This is a genomic window from Paenisporosarcina antarctica, assembly GCF_004367585.1.
Lineage (GTDB): Bacteria > Bacillota > Bacilli > Bacillales_A > Planococcaceae > Paenisporosarcina > Paenisporosarcina antarctica.
Genome location: NZ_CP038015.1, coordinates 3,449,091 through 3,466,539, shown reverse-complemented (window position 1 = coordinate 3,466,539; position 17,449 = coordinate 3,449,091). Strand labels below are relative to the sequence as shown.

At 35.7% G+C, this 17,449-nt stretch carries 15 protein-coding genes; 12 read left to right on the top strand and 3 right to left on the bottom strand.

The window, feature by feature from the left end; translation table 11 throughout:
* Positions 1–7: 7 nt before the first annotated feature.
* From glpK to E2636_RS16485, 5 genes are all read left to right on the top strand, one after another.
* Positions 8–1,498 (top strand): glycerol kinase GlpK, encoded by a 1,491-nt coding sequence (gene glpK, locus E2636_RS16505; protein WP_134211223.1) that lies wholly within the window; start codon positions 8–10, stop codon positions 1,496–1,498.
* A gap of 405 nt (positions 1,499–1,903) precedes the next feature.
* A complete protein-coding gene (locus tag E2636_RS16500; protein WP_134211221.1) occupies positions 1,904–2,206 on the top strand; it encodes a hypothetical protein in 303 nt (100 codons plus the stop codon).
* 407 nt (positions 2,207–2,613) lie between these two features.
* Positions 2,614–3,033 (top strand): MarR family winged helix-turn-helix transcriptional regulator, encoded by a 420-nt coding sequence (locus E2636_RS16495; RefSeq protein ID WP_134211219.1) that lies wholly within the window; start codon positions 2,614–2,616, stop codon positions 3,031–3,033.
* Positions 3,023–4,216, top strand: coding sequence for an MFS transporter (locus E2636_RS16490; RefSeq protein WP_134211217.1), 1,194 nt, complete (start codon positions 3,023–3,025; stop codon positions 4,214–4,216). Before E2636_RS16495 ends, E2636_RS16490 begins: the two co-directional genes overlap by 11 nt.
* A 928-nt stretch (positions 4,217–5,144) precedes the next feature.
* A complete protein-coding gene (locus E2636_RS16485) occupies positions 5,145–6,155 on the top strand; it encodes a hypothetical protein (protein ID WP_134211215.1) in 1,011 nt (336 codons plus the stop codon).
* A 155-nt stretch (positions 6,156–6,310) separates the two neighbouring features.
* Here E2636_RS16485 and E2636_RS16480 read toward each other — a convergent pair whose 3' ends face one another.
* A complete protein-coding gene (locus E2636_RS16480; RefSeq protein WP_134211213.1) occupies positions 6,311–6,988 on the bottom strand; it encodes a response regulator transcription factor in 678 nt (225 codons plus the stop codon).
* 5 nt (positions 6,989–6,993) lie between these two features.
* Positions 6,994–8,154, bottom strand: a complete 1,161-nt coding sequence (locus tag E2636_RS16475) for a sensor histidine kinase (protein ID WP_134211211.1) — start codon at positions 8,152–8,154, stop codon at positions 6,994–6,996.
* Positions 8,155–8,517: 363 nt separating this feature from the next.
* Here E2636_RS16475 and E2636_RS16470 point away from each other — a divergent pair, with 363 nt between their 5' ends.
* The 4 genes from E2636_RS16470 (at position 8,518) to E2636_RS16455 (ending at position 13,242) form a co-directional block, all read left to right on the top strand.
* Positions 8,518–8,784 carry a transposase gene (locus E2636_RS16470; RefSeq protein WP_407670298.1) on the top strand — a complete coding sequence of 89 codons (267 nt, stop codon included), beginning with the start codon at positions 8,518–8,520 and terminating at the stop codon, positions 8,782–8,784.
* 1,042 nt (positions 8,785–9,826) lie between these two features.
* Complete coding sequence (locus E2636_RS16465; RefSeq protein WP_208324097.1) at positions 9,827–10,168, top strand: nucleoside triphosphate pyrophosphohydrolase family protein; 342 nt, start codon at positions 9,827–9,829, stop codon at positions 10,166–10,168.
* Between the two features lie 2 nt (positions 10,169–10,170).
* Positions 10,171–10,716 (top strand): helix-turn-helix domain-containing protein, encoded by a 546-nt coding sequence (locus E2636_RS16460; protein ID WP_134211210.1) that lies wholly within the window; start codon positions 10,171–10,173, stop codon positions 10,714–10,716.
* Positions 10,717–11,124: 408 nt separating this feature from the next.
* Entirely contained in the window at positions 11,125–13,242 is a 2,118-nt protein-coding gene (locus E2636_RS16455; RefSeq protein ID WP_134211208.1) for a two-component system response regulator, read from the top strand.
* Positions 13,243–13,944: 702 nt separating this feature from the next.
* On the opposite strand, the gene E2636_RS16450 is transcribed toward E2636_RS16455, so the two are convergent.
* Positions 13,945–14,385 (bottom strand): YtoQ family protein, encoded by a 441-nt coding sequence (locus tag E2636_RS16450; protein WP_134211205.1) that lies wholly within the window; start codon positions 14,383–14,385, stop codon positions 13,945–13,947.
* 745 nt (positions 14,386–15,130) lie between these two features.
* Between E2636_RS16450 and E2636_RS16440 the strand changes: the two genes are divergently transcribed.
* From E2636_RS16440 to E2636_RS16430, 3 genes are all read left to right on the top strand, one after another.
* Complete coding sequence (locus tag E2636_RS16440) at positions 15,131–15,916, top strand: GNAT family N-acetyltransferase (RefSeq protein WP_134211203.1); 786 nt, start codon at positions 15,131–15,133, stop codon at positions 15,914–15,916.
* A gap of 20 nt (positions 15,917–15,936) precedes the next feature.
* Positions 15,937–16,110, top strand: a complete 174-nt coding sequence (locus E2636_RS16435; RefSeq protein WP_208324095.1) for a hypothetical protein — start codon at positions 15,937–15,939, stop codon at positions 16,108–16,110.
* Positions 16,111–16,189: 79 nt separating this feature from the next.
* Positions 16,190–16,645: a VOC family protein gene (locus E2636_RS16430; protein WP_134211202.1), complete on the top strand. Its 456-nt coding sequence runs from the start codon at positions 16,190–16,192 to the stop codon at positions 16,643–16,645.
* The last annotated feature ends 804 nt before the right edge of the window (positions 16,646–17,449 follow it).

Genomic DNA, 17,449 nt, shown 5'->3' with positions numbered 1-17,449 from the left:
TGCGAAGATGACGACAACGGAATATATTCTTGCCATTGATCAAAGTACATCTGGAACAAAGGCACTTCTTGTCAATACAACTGGAACGATCACACATAAAAGGGCCGTCAGTCATAAGCAATATTACCCGCAGCTAGGGTGGGTAGAGCATGACCCGATTGAAATCTATGAGAATGTTAAAAGAGTATTATTAGAAGTGGTTGAATCAGCCTCGATTTCACTGAGCGAGTTGAGTGTTTTAGCAATTACAAACCAAAGGGAAACCATCGTTGTTTGGGATAAAGAGACAGGCGTTCCTGTCTATAATGCAATTGTATGGCAATGCAGAAGAACCGCTGATCTGTGTAAGGAGCTAAAGCTCTTAGGGTACGAAAATGCGATAAAATCAAAAACTGGTTTAAAGCTCGATCCTTATTTTTCAGCATCTAAAGTTAAATGGATCATGGACACAATACCAGGTGTGAGGGAACGTGCGAATGAAGGTAAGCTCATACTTGGAACCATTGATAGTTGGCTTATCTGGAAGCTAACTGGTGGTAAGGTCCATGCTACAGACTATACGAATGCGAGTAGGACACTTTTATATAATATTCATACACTTGAGTGGGACGCTGAATTACTAGAAATATTCCGAATACCAGCTCCTATGCTCCCTAAAGTGAGAAGCTCAAATGATGAATTTGGTGTGTTAGCAGATGCCGACCTTCCATTTACAGGTCTGCCTATTTCAGGGGTTATCGGTGATTCACAAGGCGCGTTATTTGGTCAAAAATGTTTTGAAAAAGGCATGGCCAAAGCAACCTATGGCACAGGTACATCAGTATTAATGCACACGGGAGAGTTGGTGCGGGCGGAGAATGGTTTGGTCACCTCTATCGCCTGGGGGATAAATGGTGAAATAAGTTATGCACTTGAAGGAATCATTCATAGTACAGGTGATACCATTAGGTGGCTGAAGGAAAATCTAGAGTTGATTAACGACGTCAATGAGGTTGAATCATTAGCTCGTTCTATTTCAGATAATCAAGGAATTTATTTCGTCCCTGCTTTTGTTGGATTAGGTGCACCATACTGGAACTCGTATGCACGAGCAGCGATTATGGGAATCAGCACAAACACAGGAAAAGCACACTTCGTTCGTGCGGCATTAGAAAGTATAGCTTATCAAGTAAAAGATGCAATCGAACTCATGAAATCAGAGTCAAACATCAACATGAAAGAGTTAAGAGTTGATGGTGGTGCAACAGCAAACAGCTTCCTGATGCAGTTCCAATCAGATATGTTAGCAACAAATGTTGTCGTTTCTAACGTTGCGGAATTATCGTCAATGGGTTCTGTCTACCTGGCTGGGTTAGGTGTAGGAATCTGGGATTCAATCGATGAAATAAGTAAGCTTAATCTAGAAAATAAATTGTATCAACCTACGATGTCAGACGAAGTAAGAAAAGAATATTATCGTGGGTGGAAACAAACGGTACAAAGTGTCTTAATGAAATAATGAAAGAAAGCGTGTCCAAAGTTTACTTTGGGACACGTCTTTTTAAGTTAATTGGTAACCTTCTCAGCCATCTATCAGCCACTGGCAAATCGGCAGATTGTATTGGGAAAAGCACTAAAAAAATAATTTAGTAGAAGAAAAGGTAATTCAAAAAGTTAAGAATAAAAAATTAATAGAAAACGTAGAGAGAGACCTTATAGGAACTATTACCCCAATGGAAAGTTTTATAACTACAGACTTACCATTCACAGTTAAAAAGGTGAATAGTTCGATTCTGAATAATGGATAAATATTAGACTCAAATAATTAAATAATCAATTAAAATAATGCAAATGATATTTTGCGATTTGTTAAATCCAATGCACCATATTTATCTAGAGGTAAGGAAGTATTTGAGGGTAATTAATGGAACAATTTGGTGACTCAACAATGATTATTGACCATTCAATTTCAGTTGCAGATGATTTACTTGAGATATTTAAGGATAACAAAAAACAATTCTTCATTGAATTAAACTCCTATTCTACTGAATTTAAAATAAAGCTAAGAACCAATAACTATCTAATAGAAAAACAAAAAAATATAATAATTGAAATAGAGAAATTAAATGACATAGAAAAAATATATTTAAAGAGGACTTTACCTAATCCTCTTCAGAAAATTTATTTGTCTGTTGAAAATGATGAAATAATTTCAATATATAAATAAAATCAGTAGAAAAACGTATATATTTTTCGGATTTAGCAGTCCCAGGGAAAGAAACAAACAAACATGAAAGTTTAAACGATCTCGTTTGTTGCTGACCAGTGGATGGTGGTTATAAGTAGTAACCAAAGAAGAATAACTTCCTATAACTAAACAAGGCTACCGAAGATACAATCTCGGCAGCCTTTTGTTTTCTTTCTTTTTTCTTTCTTATAAAGCGTTCTAACCTTCTATTGAAAGCGATTATGAGACTAGTTAACTGGGCTAAACAGCAATAAAGGATTTCACCACAATGGGTTGGTTAGCTGCATCTACAATAGCAATAAACCAATTTTCTTTACAAAAATAGGAATAGACTATATACTTCTGAAAGAATAATTACTTACCTAGGTAAGTAATGTAGGGAAGAGATGACTAATTTGATATTTCATGAAATAAATCAAAAATCGAGGCTTTCTATTAAAGAAGTCAACGAAACTTTAAAAGAGTTTGGCTTATATAGTGCACAGTGGTCGATTCTTTTTTGCCTTAATCAATTCGGTTCCATGACACAAACCGAACTCTGGAGATATTTACATGTAGAAGCCCCTACTATAACAAGAACGCTCGTGAAATTAGAAGATCATAAACTTATTACGAGACAAGCAGGAAAGGATAAGCGCGAGCGAACTGTTCATCTTACTAATGAAGCGAAAGTATTGATTCCGCAAATTAAATCTCGAGTTGATATCGTTGAGAAGAAAATGTTAGCATCATTATCTGAAGTTGAACTTCAGCAACTCTCCGGATTACTAAAAAAAGTCGGGGGGAGTATTGAACATGACAACTAATAAAAAGCCAATTTGGACTAGAGACTTTATTAATATCGCTGTTAGTAACTTTTTTATTTTTGTTGCACTTTATGCGTTCATCACACTTTTACCTCTATATATTCTGGATCTACCTAGTGGCACAGTGGCACAGGCAGGGCTCGTCACGACGATTTTCTTTTTGTCAGTCATAATTGTTAGACCTTTTTCGGGAATGATTATAGAAAAGTTTGGTAAAAAGCGAATGTTGCTCCTGAGTATGACCGCATTTGCCTTATCTACATTTTCATATACATTAACAGATGACATTAGTCTTTTCCTTGTCTTGCGACTCATCCATGGTATTTCGTTTAGTATTGCGACGACAGTGACCATTTCCATTGTGGTTGACCTTGTTCCTCCCGAACGTAGAGGAGAAGGAATTGGTTATTTTGGATTATCAATGAATGTAGCGTTGGTTGCAGGTCCATTTATTGCCTTGACATTACAACCGTTGATTTCTTACACAATGATTTTCATACTGTTTGGAATTATCGGGGTTATTGGTTTGATTTGTAGTTTAGCAGTTAAAGTTAAAGATGAAGTTGTACCAGTTAGTAGTAGTAGTAGTAGTAGTGAGAGACGAAGAATTACATGGTCGGATCTATTTGAAAAAAGAGCAATAGCCATTTCAATGGTTGGCATGTTTGTCTCTTTTTCCTATGCAAGTATACTTTCATTTATTTCAATTTATGCACAGTCAATAGGTATGGTCCAAGCCGCTAGTTTCTTTTTTGTTACGTTTGCTGCCATCATGATCTTGTTTAGACCTATAACAGGAAGACTGTTTGATTCAATGGGACCAAATATTGTTATCATTCCTTCACTCATTATTTATTCAGTTGGTTTATATCTCCTCAGTATAACGAGTACTCCAACGATGCTACTAATCGCTGGTGGATTAATTGGTTTAGGATATGGTACATTGTTACCTAGTTTCCAAGCACTTGTCATTCAATCATCACCAAATAAACGAAGTACTTACGCAACAGCAACCTTTTTCACGTTTTTCGATACTGGAGTTGCATTAGGTTCGTTCATTTTAGGTATCGTAGCAGGAGCTTTAGGCTATTCAAACTTATATTTGTTTATGGCTATTTTTGTTTTATTCATAGCTGTATATTATACAATGGTCATACGTAAACAACTTCCTAAATTAGCTTAAGCTCATTTAATGTGATTTCTAAAAAGGGGTAAGAGTTAAAGGAGTCTCAGGGACAGAAACAAACATGAAAGTTTAACATTCGTGTTTGTTTTGACCCAAGGACGGTGGTAATTACCTGCTCTGGAATGAAGACATGTGTGAAGATCGCAATGCGACTTAGTAAGATTGCCTTAAAAGAAAGAAGGAAAAGCAAAGTCAATTGAAAGTAACTCTCAATAATCGACGCAATAACAAAGTCGTATAAATTCGTAAGTTTCGACATATTTCCCGGGAAATGTCTAAACTCAAAAAATTTAGCAGCTTCAGGGACTGTGGTTAAACATATATGGGGAGAATTATGAAATTATAAAGTGGACGAAATGAGAAATGTCGCGTACAAGGGATGCAGTCCCTCATTGAAAGCTGCTCATCTGAACAAACAAAAAATGGAGAAAAGATGCTGTGGTAAGACCATCTTTTCTCCATTTTAGATCCACTCGAAAATTCTATTCAAAAATAAAGGACAGCGCTTTGATTGCCTCGTCGCAAGTATCGACTTCAGCAGGCTTTTTAAATTAAGGCTCGTCGCGTTAAAGAAATTCCAACTTTATTTGTAGAAGAGGTTCAAGTACAATGGATTGTTCTGAAGATAGTTCCGTGAATGATCTAGTGTTATTTCTGATCAGACCAGATGCTAATCATTCTATACTGAGTAGAACAATAAAAAAGTGACATCTCTGTTAGAAGGGAACCATCTTTTGTACAATTAATTTACCACAATATCCAATAAATGGAGTTTTAACTTATAAAAGAGCAATGCCAATTCATCATTGTACCCAACCAATTAGAGAAACTTATTTATCCATATAACTTCCCTAAGGAAAATAAAGGGAAATCATATAACATTGTCGAATACTTAGATATAAATACATAATTTAGGGGTGAAGTCATGATTAAAGAAGTGTTGTTCGCATACCACAATGAAACGATAAAGTTTGACAATCATCGATTCAAGTCCTGGGAACATTGTTATAAGTTTTTTAAAGAGATTCACCATGATTTAGATAAACCAAAAGTTGTGGAGCATGCTTGTTTACACCTTGCATTCTATTTAGCGAGCTGGGGAATGTTGCGAAATTCCTTTTTACTGCAAAGGGATTATTTAATACATAAGGAATTCATTGAACATGTCGTGAAGAAAGAAAAGTATCGATCTTTCTTTGATGGTACGGTATTAAATTACAATAATCAGCAAGATCAAGAATTATTGAATCAATTAATTTCTGATACAAGGGCTGTTTATCAACCATTAATGCATGAAACAAAGGAAGAAGAATCAACTCATCTTGAAATTACAGATACATTGACTTCAAAAATTCTATTAGGGGTGTATGGTGTAGTTCCAGCGTATGACAGATTTTTTAGAGAAGCAGCAAGACTTCACGGGGTGTCAGGTCAGTTTAACCAACGTTCATTTAATCAGTTGCAAACGTTTTATGATCAGCATCAAGAAGAATTTTCTAGTTTTATTGAAGAAACATCAACTGATGATTTAACATACACTCCAATGAAAACAATCGATATGTATTTTTGGAAAGTAGCTGAAATTTTATCCGTCAAAAAGGATATTCCCATGATCGAACGCTTAATCCATTTTTCAAGCGAATTCCGAGTTAAAGAATCAGTTAGGCCACTTAACATTAAAAATTCCTCGAGCAGCTCTAATAGAACAGAGGACATCCGAGCTGTTATTACCGAGATTCTTCTAGCAGAAAAAGCGGCAGGAGAAAAGACAGGAGATATATGTGCTCGTGACATCCATTTGGCAATGAATCTGAAAAACAGTTATCCCTCAGTTTGCGGAGCAATGTCAAGCTTGAAATTATTTTCATATGAAATTATTCATGCTCCGCCTAGTGGAAAGAGCAGCACGGTTACCTATCGCTATGATTTAACTTAATATTGATTTTATGAAATATCATAAAAAATAAAGAGTATTACAAAGTAAATCAATGATAGGGGGATATCCTACTATATTGTCGAGTGTGAATCCTCCTTGTCAATATCTTTCCCACGTTCTCTGCACTTTATCTATATGGAAGGGACACAGACCCATTAAAGATCATTTTCGTAGAGGTATGCGACTACTTTAGACCGACTTGAAACCTGCAGCTTTTTATAAATAATACTAAGATAATTTTTTATGGTACCAGTAGATAAATACAATTCAGAAGCAATAGTTTGATTAGACTTCCCTTGTTTTAATTTCCTTACAATGTCTCGTTCTTGTATGGACAAGCTATTCAACTTTTCATCATCAAAATGATTTGTAATCATATCCTTCGACGATTGCTTTTCATTAAGTTCAGTTGTCAGGAGTGCCTGTGCAAGACGTAACTGAATACTTGAGGGGTAATTTATCCTGCCATCTAAGCATTCCTTGACAGTAGAAAGTATTTTTTCCGTGTCATCCCCCTTTACTAAAAAGCCGCTAGCTCCATGAGATATCGCTTCCCATATGTAATCTTCATCTTCAAAGGTCGTCAATATCAATACCTTCGTATCAGGAAATTTAGTTTTAATTATCTTTGTTGCTTTCAAACCATTTAAATTCGGCATTTGAATATCCATCAAAACAAGCTGAGGGCGATGCACTTGTACTTGCTTTATCGTTTCCAAACCATCGCCCGTTTTTGCGACTATGATATATTCTTTCTCCATGCTTAAAATAGCTGCTAAACCGTCACGAATTAAGGGCTGATCGTCAGCAATAAGAATGGTTGATTTAGACAATTCACTCACTCCTGTCCAGTAGATTTTGCCTGAATAGGTATTTTTATCTTCAATGTAACACCGTTGGCAGAAAATTTGTTTGAAATTGACAACTTCCCGCCTACATCAGTTACTCTTTCTTTCATGGTTTTTAGACCAAAGCCATGAACTATTTGGATTGGGGATTTACCATTATTAAATAATGTAAATTCTATGTAATCAGAATGTTGAGTCAATGAGAAGTGGAAATAGGTACTAGAACCGTGCCGAATTCCATTGGTAAGGCCCTCTTGTAGTGCACGATAGAGTGTGATCTCGATTAATGAAGATAGATTAGATATCGTTGTGTCTACTTCGCATGCAATTTCCACGTTGGTTTGCTTCTTTGTTTCATCAATTAGTTTAATAAGCTCTGGTATGAACTGGGGACCTAGGACGTTTTCGCGCAACAAATGTACGGAACTTCGCACGTCATCCAAACCGCTGTTAATATGTGCTTTCGTTCTTCCAATCATATCTTTAGCAAGGGAATAATTTTTTTTTTCTATAGCATGTGATGCACATTGCAATCCAACTATCGCTGATGTTAGCGTATGCCCAACCGAGTCATGAATTTCACGGGATATTCTAGTTCGCTCTTGCAATATTGATTTTTTCTCCAATTCAATCGAGGCGCTTTGCAATAGTGCATGGTCACTAGCCAGCTGATTTTTTTGATGAAAAGCAATTTGTGCAAGGTGACTAATCCCGAAAATAGCAAAGTATTCTATGACTCTGGGTAAGAGAGCGTATATTTGTTCAAATGGCGGAAAATTGTTGTATATCATTAGGCTTAGAAGACTGAAAGTATAGCTCACTATGGTAAAGATAATAGAGAGATTTCTAGAATGACGCAAGGTGAATTCTCCTATAAGAATTAAGACAAAAATTTGTGCAAAAAAGCTTCCCGACCATACAAAGATGACCAAAGCCAATGCTAATTGAAAGAATAAAAACAGGATGCCTGTAATTCGGTGTAAATCGATTTTTAAAATAAAATCTCGAATCACGAAAACAAAGATATAAGTGAAGGATAGCAAGCATAGTTCAAGAGAAAACTTAGTCGTATGGAGCAATAAGAAAACAGTTGCTCCTATTACGAAGATAGTAGTGAATATATTTATTGCTTTTTTAATTTGTAAATTCATTATGTCCTCACGTAGAATGACTTTTTTAATACTATTTATTTTATCACATTCATTACTTAAGTCACAATAAAATGGGTGTTTTGTGACTAAAATCCCGAAATTACTAGTTCGAAAGTGTAATTCTTCATCTAGACTAGTTTTTTAGAACTATATATATTATAAGTGCTACCACTAAAGTGGTGTTGATAATTTTGTATTATTAATAATTTTCAAAACATTCAATAATTCCATAGAAAAAGTCCTTTATAAAAGAAAGACAGGTGGTTTTCCCATCCAAATCCATTAAAAAGAACTAACTCATGGATAAGAATACACTAGATAACTCATTTGTTAAATATAAATTTTTCTTTATTTGAAGAACAGGTGACATCAGTGATAGAAGTAAAAGATTCTAAAGGCAATCTTTTACGATTGGATACAAATCGATTTGATTTAACTTCTGATGAAATTTCTAAGATGTATAAATTAAGATGGGCAATCGAACTATTTTTCAAATGGTCAAAAACACCATGTAAACATCAACTCGAAACAAAGAGCCGGACAATGATTCTTCAAATATACCGATGGCTAAGGGTAGCAATTTGGAAACCACACTATGTGTGGATCCGCAAGTCAGCTCACCTTTATTAGAGTGTTTCCCTTTTCGAAAAAATACAATAAATAAATTGAATCTTCAAACTAAATTCACACAACGCTAATGAAGTGGCCAAAATAGATATGCTAGTAATTACTATTAGTAAATGGGTATGAGACGTTAAAGGAATATTAAATATATTTTAAATCCCTCCTAATATAGAGGTTGTTTGGAAGGGGGAGGTTATTATGCCTTATTATTATTTTAAAGAAATTTGGACGCCATTCAAACTAATAAATATACGATTTTATTTTGAAGTACATGATAATACTTATTGGATAAAAATTGGGAAACACTCTAAAAAGCGTCTTAGATGAAATTAAATAAAAGATGACTACACGTGAGATATGTCGCATTTTTACGTATTTTTATCTTTTTTTAACGTATTGAATGTAGGGCCATATTTCGCTTTCGAACACAGAGTTTCACATTCTTGGTTCCACAAGCTAGTGGGGACCTACACTTTTGTCGGTTTTGAGATTTATAGTTATCAATCGTGCCCAAGGTGTCCCGTTGGAGGCCGTAAATGCGGGTCATTAGATTAACCCAACAAGCCCTTGCATGATGAAATCGATTATTTGGATACCTAGAGTAACAATCCAAAGTAACCAAATCTGTAGCTCAAAAAGCTACGGTAGTTGCACCAAACAATTTTGTGGTAATCGCTATAACAAAGGGATTGTACGTAGGGGTTAACGGTGTAGCGGAAACAATAGCGAACAGGGTAGACGCAACTTTTGTAGGTTTAGCCGGAGCGAATGTTCTTCCTATCAGTGTCTAAGTGAAATCCACTGGAATGCCAGCTACGTCTATGCATGCATAAAAGTGAATATTGGAGTAGATTGTGACATGAACAATTTAAAAAATTATTTTTATATAGCGAAAACTTTTCGCAATTAGATGGATTCGATAATGTAGACGATACGATTTTACATAACATACTAGCAACACACAAACTTGAAGAACCAACAACGTCTACTGAATATGAAAACTACTTAGATGAACTCATGCAAAACCCCACTAGGAGGGAAAATAAATATGGGACAGACAACAAAAGAAGTAATAGCCGAGTTAAACAAGAATGTTGAGTATCAAGGGGAAACCATTCCATTTTACATGAAAGAGGCAAATGAAATAGCTATTACTAAAGAGTGGCATGATGAAATATATGAGATTGGCACGATGTTGGCGCAGGTGCATAGTGAAGCATTAGAAGCTGATTGCAAAGGGGATAAAGAAAATTTCGTGGAAGAACTTGCAGATGTTTGTATTCGTGTCTTTGATTTATCCGATTTACTGAATATCGACCTGGAACTAGCGATTTCCGAAAAAATGTTAGTGAATGAAACCCGCCCTTACAAACATGGAAAGGCATATTAGAAATGTCAAAACAACTAGCAAATGTGTTAAAAAAAAGGCGTAGAGAATTGGGGTGGACTTTAAAAATAGCAGGTGAAAAATCCCAATCACACCCATCCCTAATTTCTTATTATGAACAAGATGTACGTAACCCTTCTTTACATATGCTGAAAAAGCTTTCTAAGGTATACCACCTCTCTTACAATAATTTACTGGATTTGAGGTTTATAGAAGAAGAAAAAGATAAGACAAACATTGATAATGTGATGTGTGCCAAAATGCGCGAAATGGAAAACGAGATTTTGATGTTACGTCACTCACTCAAAACAATAGACGAGTTAATAATTTCTACCCGAACGCACAGGGATATTGAAATCAAAAGGATTGTAGCAGAATCGTTGTTACCCGAGACTCAAAAGTTCTGTTTTTCGTGTCATAATTTAAGTAAAGCGCAATACTTCAAAGCCTATAAAAAAGAAGATGCCCCCATTATTAATTGCGTGAAATGTGAGAGACATATCTTCTATAAGCAAGATCAACAAAAGAATTGGATTGAAAACTTCCGATAAACAAGGAAACACACCTAAGTCATAATAGTTAATACTGACAATCGGTGGGTATCTGGATGTCTCCACTGGTGTACCATCTCCAACAATACCAAGGGCATTTGGGTCCCCATAGCCAGCCCTAATTCCGCAGATACCTCAAGGATTTGTGATTGTTTTTATTTTGAACCATATCGAAGTGCTCGATTGACTAACTTTTTGTTAGTGCCCGGATTCCTAGGCGCTGCTTTTCTCCTTTTTCTTATTCTAACGTTTTGGTTTAATGAATGGCTTTACATTAAGTTCATCCGAGCCCCATAAACGTTTAAGGAAGTCATAAAAGGTTCAAACTCCGAGAACATCGTTAGGACCCTTGATCTCCAAAGAACGGCGAATGCGCCGAGAGTCTATTTAATAGTGAGGAGGGCTACTATGCAAAGGAATAATGAAAAAGTAAATGTTTTACTAGTAGATGACCTACCAGAAAACCTGCTTGCTTTAGAAGCAGTGTTGGGTGATATGAACTACAACTTGATTCGAGCATATTCAGGAGAAGAGTCATTAAAGTGCTTGTTGAAGAATGAGTTTGCCGTCATTTTATTGGATGTACAAATGCCAGGCTTAAATGGTTTTGAAACAGCACAGATAATAAAATCGAGAAAGAAAACCAAGGATAACCCGATTATTTTTAAAACAGTGATTAGCATGCCAGAAAATGTAGATACGGGTTACTTTGTCGGAGCGATTGACTACATATTTAAACCAGATGTACTAAATTCAAAAATCGAAGGCTTTTCTTTTATTAACCAAAACAATAAAGGACTCGAAGCACAAACGGCTCTAGTGCTTGAAAAAACACATGATCTAGAAAAGTCCAATCAAGAGCTTTCTGACATTACATTACAATTAAGAAGAACAGAAGCTTTGGCTAAAATTGTCCGCGACACATCCATGGACACGATTATTACGTATAATGAAACTTTTGATATTCTCACGGTCAATCCTGCAGTAAAGCGAATGTTTGGCTATGAAGAGTCAGAACTTATAGGTGAAAAATTAAGGAAGTTAATTCCAGATTTATTACTCGCTGAAGAGTTTGGTCATGAAGTGGATAAACGATTTGAAGTAACAGGTTTACGTAATGATGAAAGTATTTTTCCAGCTGAGATCCAGTTGGGGATGGTACATCTTGAAGATCATGTGATTTATGCGTGTACAGTACGAGACATAAGTGAACTCAAACAGCAAAGGGAAGCATTAGAGCATCAAGCACTTCATGATTCATTAACTTCTCTACCAAATCGAATTTTGTTGTACGATAGATTAGAGCAAGGGATATTATTGGCAAAAAATGAACGGAATCCTCTTTCATTAATTTTAATCGATTTGGATCACTTCAAGACCATCAATGATACATTGGGTCACCATTATGGAGATTTAATGCTCAAGGAGGTTGGGAGTAGACTATCCGATTTAGTCAGAGTAACTGATACTGTAGCTCGTTTGGGTGGTGATGAGTTTGTTGTGTTCTTACCTATGACTTCACAGGAACAAACACTAGAAATGGCCAACAAGATTATTAGTGCCATTGAACAGCCCTTCATTCTAAACAATCATATATTATCAATTCGCTTAAGTCAGGGAATTGTTTTTTTCCCGGATCATGGCGAAAACGTGGAAACTTTAATGAAAAGGGCAGACATTGCGATGTATACAGCAAAACGAACAGATAGAGAGTATTCTATTTTTTCAACTGATCTTGATACTCACACGATAGAACAGTTAAGTCTGCTCAGTGACTTAAGGGATACTTTAGTACACGATAAACTAATACTCTATTATCAACCACAAATGGATATGAAAACGAAAAAAGTTGTGGGAGTAGAAGTACTATCAAGGTGGATTCATCCACTTCAAGGTTACATTCCACCCGATATATTTATTCCTATGGCTGAGCAAAATGGATTAATGAAGAAGCTAACATTATGGGTATTGGAAAAGGCTTTGCATCAAAGCAAAAAATGGTGTGAAGAGGGATTAAACTTACATATTTCCGTTAACTTATCTGCTTCCGATTTGCAGGACTTCCATCTGCCGGATAATGTGCAGAGGATATTGTATAAATACAATATAGATCCCAAAACACTAACTTTAGAAATAACCGAAAGCCTCATCATGAGTGATCCAGTTCGGGCGATGGAGACCCTGAAGCATCTTTCTTCAATGGGTATTAAATTATCGATTGATGATTTTGGTACCGGATATTCTTCATTGGCCTATTTGAAGAACCTGTCAGTAGATGAAATAAAAGTGGATAAATCCTTCGTCATGGATATGACTGAAGATAAGAATAATGAAATAATAGTTCGTACCATTATTAATTTAGCGCATAACTTAGGACTTCGAGTGGTAGCAGAAGGCATTGAACAAAAGGGAGTATGGAATAAATTGGTGGACTTGGAGTGCGACATTGCACAAGGTTATTTTTTATGTGCTCCAGCCTCGGCAGAATCTTTTTACAATTGGTATATTGAACGCGAATTATTTTAACATAAGAGTATGTTCTAAGCATGATAATATCCACTCTATTAGGGTGCGGATGGCAATTTAAATAGATTTAACGAGTCATCTAGATTACGCGATTGGTATCGTCAAGGTATCCCTACAATTGTTCGGTTCAGGGCAAATCAAATAAGAATTAATCTACGCTATACACGCTAATTGCTTCTTTCGGAACTTATTAATTAATCGGATGAATTCTATGGATACATCCAAAAAAAGGGTAGGGCGAATGTAAGAGCGGATTGGCCAGAAATTGTTAGTCAGCTAGATAATGTCGCATTACTTATGCAATGAATTGAAATTACACATATCTGTTGCAGTAATACTAGAGACGAGCCGTGATAATATATAAATAAAATTCTCGATTTTTAGTAGTTGGTTACCAAATTAACTTACCGGTATAAGCAATAACGTTTCTCAATTGAAAGTAACTCTCACCAAGTAGTCTAAATACGTAAGTTTCGACATATTTCCTGGGAAATGTCGAAACTCATAAAATTTAGCAGTCTCAAGGACAGTGGTTAAACATATAGGGGAATAATTATGAAATTATATAGTGAACGAAATGAGAAATGTCGCGTCTAAGAGATGCAGTACTCTCATTGAAGGATGCTCATCTGAACAAACAAAAAAAGGAGAAAGATGCTGTGGAAACAGCATCTTTCTCCTTTTTACATCCACTCGAAAATTCTATTCAAAAATATAGGACAGCGCTTTGATGGCCTGGTCGGAAGTTTCGACTGTGGCACTGGCTTTAGCGGAAAGCTCCTTCAGTGGGTGATGCAATTTCTCCGGACGGATGATGATGACAGGCTTGCCGCCAGCAATTGCAGTACTTGCATCCATTGCTGTATTCCATTGTTTGTATTGCTCGCCGAACAAGGCGATAACCAGATCAGCTTTATGCATCAATACACTGGTCCGCAGATTATTGAAGCTTGAAGCGGCAGCATCTTTAAATACAGCACTGGTTTGTTCCCCTAGAATCTCTTCTCCGATATTGTCTGAACGGTCATGATTTTCCATCGGACCGATAAAATCGACCGGCAGATTGAGTGCCAGGACTTTCTGTTTGATTTCTTCGCGCCAAGTACTGTGAATTTCTCCTGCAAGATAAACGGTCAGTCTCATGATTCACACTCCAAAATTCATTTCTTTCAGTCTATCATATTTCGAAAGAGGGATTGAAGTCAGACGATCATGCGCTCTTTTGTGAATGACGGGGATTCCTGAAAGTACATTGTCCATTATGAATGTCCGCTTTTCTTTTCGCAGAAAGCAATACGCCTGAAACTATTCACCGCTCACTGTCAGGGTCTTAATCCGGCGTTTCTGATTCACCCTTGCAAAGACATCGTTTAACAGGCGAGATCCTACTTGATGTTCCAGAATTGACAGATGAAGCGGAGATGGACGAATTGTGATTCCTCAAATTTCTTCTTCCAAAGCATATGAAATCATGGTCTCTTTCACAAAAGGACAAGAGCCAGTCGTTAGAGATGAGTTGCGTAAAATACTAAATGAGAGAAAATCAATCTTGAATTTTAAAGACAACATTAGAAGAAAGTTGGTACAGCTTTGAGATTGACTATTCCAAGAAAAAAATTCTTGAATGGTTAGAAGAGTACAATATTTAGTTCGATTACTTATAACATTCAGACCAATAATTCGCGACTTATGGATGAAACATATCGTACCAAGTTTCAATTACCCATTAAAATTTAATATCTTGCAGGATTAGTTAGGGATTTTACAGAAGATATTTTGATTATTGTTGTATATACTTTTAGATAGAAGAAAAAGATTATTTCAAAAAGAAAACTAGCAAGAAGTATGACTAGTAATAAACAACTTTGATCTGTGGAGGGAGGATATAATCATGAATATACACGATATTTTTCTTTTAGATTTTGCCTATTTGGAAACCTTTTCAACACGTAAGGATACTACTTGGGGTTCGTTGTTTTGCAATGAAAGTCAGCCTGATTATTATGATGCTAATCATGCCTATATTTATGATCCTAATCCTAATCATCAAACTATCATTGATGAAGTGGTTAGCTTCTATGAAGCAAGTAATATACTTCCAAGATTTTATATATACAATGTAGATGCCCAACAAGAGCTTATTTCAAAATTAAAGCAAAATCAATTTGGTTTCGAAGAATTGACTTCTCCCGTTCAATTGTGGGATAAAAAGATACTGGAACAAGAGCAGCGTGAAGGAGTTACAATTGAAGTTGTAACGGATGACAATTATTCAGAAGCACTAGCTATTGAATGCAGTATTAAAGAATTCGGTGGTAAAGAAATAAGGGAAAAAGCCTTTGAACACGAATTTAAACATTCAAGTTTTATTCACTATTTGCTCCGATTTAATGGGATGGCCTGTGCAACGGCTTGTCTCTTTATTACTGAAAAACAAGCCCGTATGGAGAGTGTCGCTACATTAGAAGCGTATAGAGGTAGAGGTCTGATTGGTGATTTGATCCATTATATTCAAAATGAAGCGGTAAAACTAGAATTAGAAAACCTTTGGGTGTTTCCTATTAATGAAAATATCGAAAAAGTGTATCAAAAATACGGCTTTCAAACAGTAGAGACGCTAAAAAAAGGACACGCATTTTTAGGTGGAAAAAGCATTAAAGAGATTAGAGGGTAGTTCTATTAAGTAAGACAAGAGTGGTAGGTATTACCAAGTTCTATCGTGAACAAGTGTTTGATGTAATGAAGCCAAATGCAAGAGGTCATGGTGAGAGTGAGGGAGACTACATCGGTTATGGCAGGCATGAACGTAAAGATTATCAGCAACGGGTTCAACTATTAATTAATGAACATAACGTGATTAGATTATAGTGCATGGATTTTCGATGGGAGCGGCAACTTACTGATGACAAGTGGTGAAGAGCGTTAATACAAGAAAGGGAGAAGAGTTGTGATAAAAGGACTCTACGAAGCACATCTACCTGTAAGAAATCTTTTGAAATCAATAGAGTTTTATAAGAAATTAGGGTTAGAAGTTGCCTATCAAAAAGAAAAATTAGCCTTTTTCTGGATTGAGAAAGGGCATAGTTGGATAGGGTTATGGGAAACGGATAAAGTTGACACACCTTATCATCCATCATTAAGGCATATCGCTTTCCAAGTGGACATTGAAAATATGGGAAATGCGAAAGAATGGCTGGAGCAGAAAGGAATAAAAATAAAAACCGATTTTGGTTTTCCACCTGAAAAACAGCCTTTGGTTTTGTCAAACAACCCCCATGTTCACGCTGCCATTTATTTTCAAGACCCAGATGGAAATTCACTTGAACTGATGACTCCATTGAAATTAGATTTCGAAGGAGAATTTCATATGATGTCATTAGAGGAGTGGAACAGTAAGAAGTGATTGCCTGTTTTCATATCATCAAATTTTCAGAAGACATCTAAAAACAGATACGATATAAGTTCAACTTGTGTAGATAAGCCTTAAATATTTAGAAAACAATAAAAAACCTTCAACCCCCGTACTTTAGGGATTTGAAGGTTTTATTACTACAAAACTACCGTGACTCCTAAACTTTCTGGAACATGTATTAATAGTTTTAGAACTTTTAATTGTTACGATTGAGTTTTGCTATCAATGTACAGTAACAGGACTCTTGATAAATAATCATTAATTTGGCTTCATGTTCATTTAGAATCTCTTCATTGAGGTGAGAAAATGCATGATTATTTTGAATGTGATTCAGATTTTCAAGGAATTTCCCAATAGAATCGGCCATCAGATTGGTAAAGCAATCCCAGGGACGGTAGTTATAGAGGTAAGAGTTTAACATGAGTCTCAGATAAAAAACTAAACCAGGAATAAATGCACAAATATAATAAACGAAAAAAAGCTCTCAGACAAATCTATTTGTCTGAGAGCTTTTACTATTTTATTTAACAATAAAAGAACATGCAATTTGGAAATCTGATCGAGGGGAAGGTTACTACTGTTTTATTTGAATATGAGAGAGTTGGCTAACATGAACCATTAATTAATAAAAAGTTTTTCAGTTTCACTTCAATTAGTAAGATGGTTACTAATTCATATATTGTAATATTCAAAATTAAAAACCGGAAACTTACTTTGAAAATGTTAATATAAAACTAAGAATTGTTTTCCAATACCTTAACTGTTTAGAAGTAGGGAATTACTCTGATAATAAGC

Bases quoted from the DNA above. Each gene is read 5' to 3' on its own strand.
- glpK (WP_134211223.1), top strand. From the start codon at position 8: ATGACGACAACGGAATATATTCTTGCCATTGATCAAAGTACATCTGGA.
- E2636_RS16500 (WP_134211221.1), top strand. From the start codon at position 1,904: ATGGAACAATTTGGTGACTCAACAATGATTATTGACCATTCAATTTCA.
- E2636_RS16495 (WP_134211219.1), top strand. From the start codon at position 2,614: ATGACTAATTTGATATTTCATGAAATAAATCAAAAATCGAGGCTTTCT.
- E2636_RS16490 (WP_134211217.1), top strand. From the start codon at position 3,023: ATGACAACTAATAAAAAGCCAATTTGGACTAGAGACTTTATTAATATC.
- E2636_RS16485 (WP_134211215.1), top strand. From the start codon at position 5,145: ATGATTAAAGAAGTGTTGTTCGCATACCACAATGAAACGATAAAGTTT.
- E2636_RS16475 (WP_134211211.1), bottom strand. From the start codon at position 8,154: ATGAATTTACAAATTAAAAAAGCAATAAATATATTCACTACTATCTTC.
- E2636_RS16465 (WP_208324097.1), top strand. From the start codon at position 9,827: ATGGGACAGACAACAAAAGAAGTAATAGCCGAGTTAAACAAGAATGTT.
- E2636_RS16460 (WP_134211210.1), top strand. From the start codon at position 10,171: ATGTCAAAACAACTAGCAAATGTGTTAAAAAAAAGGCGTAGAGAATTG.
- E2636_RS16455 (WP_134211208.1), top strand. From the start codon at position 11,125: ATGCAAAGGAATAATGAAAAAGTAAATGTTTTACTAGTAGATGACCTA.
- E2636_RS16450 (WP_134211205.1), bottom strand. From the start codon at position 14,385: ATGAGACTGACCGTTTATCTTGCAGGAGAAATTCACAGTACTTGGCGC.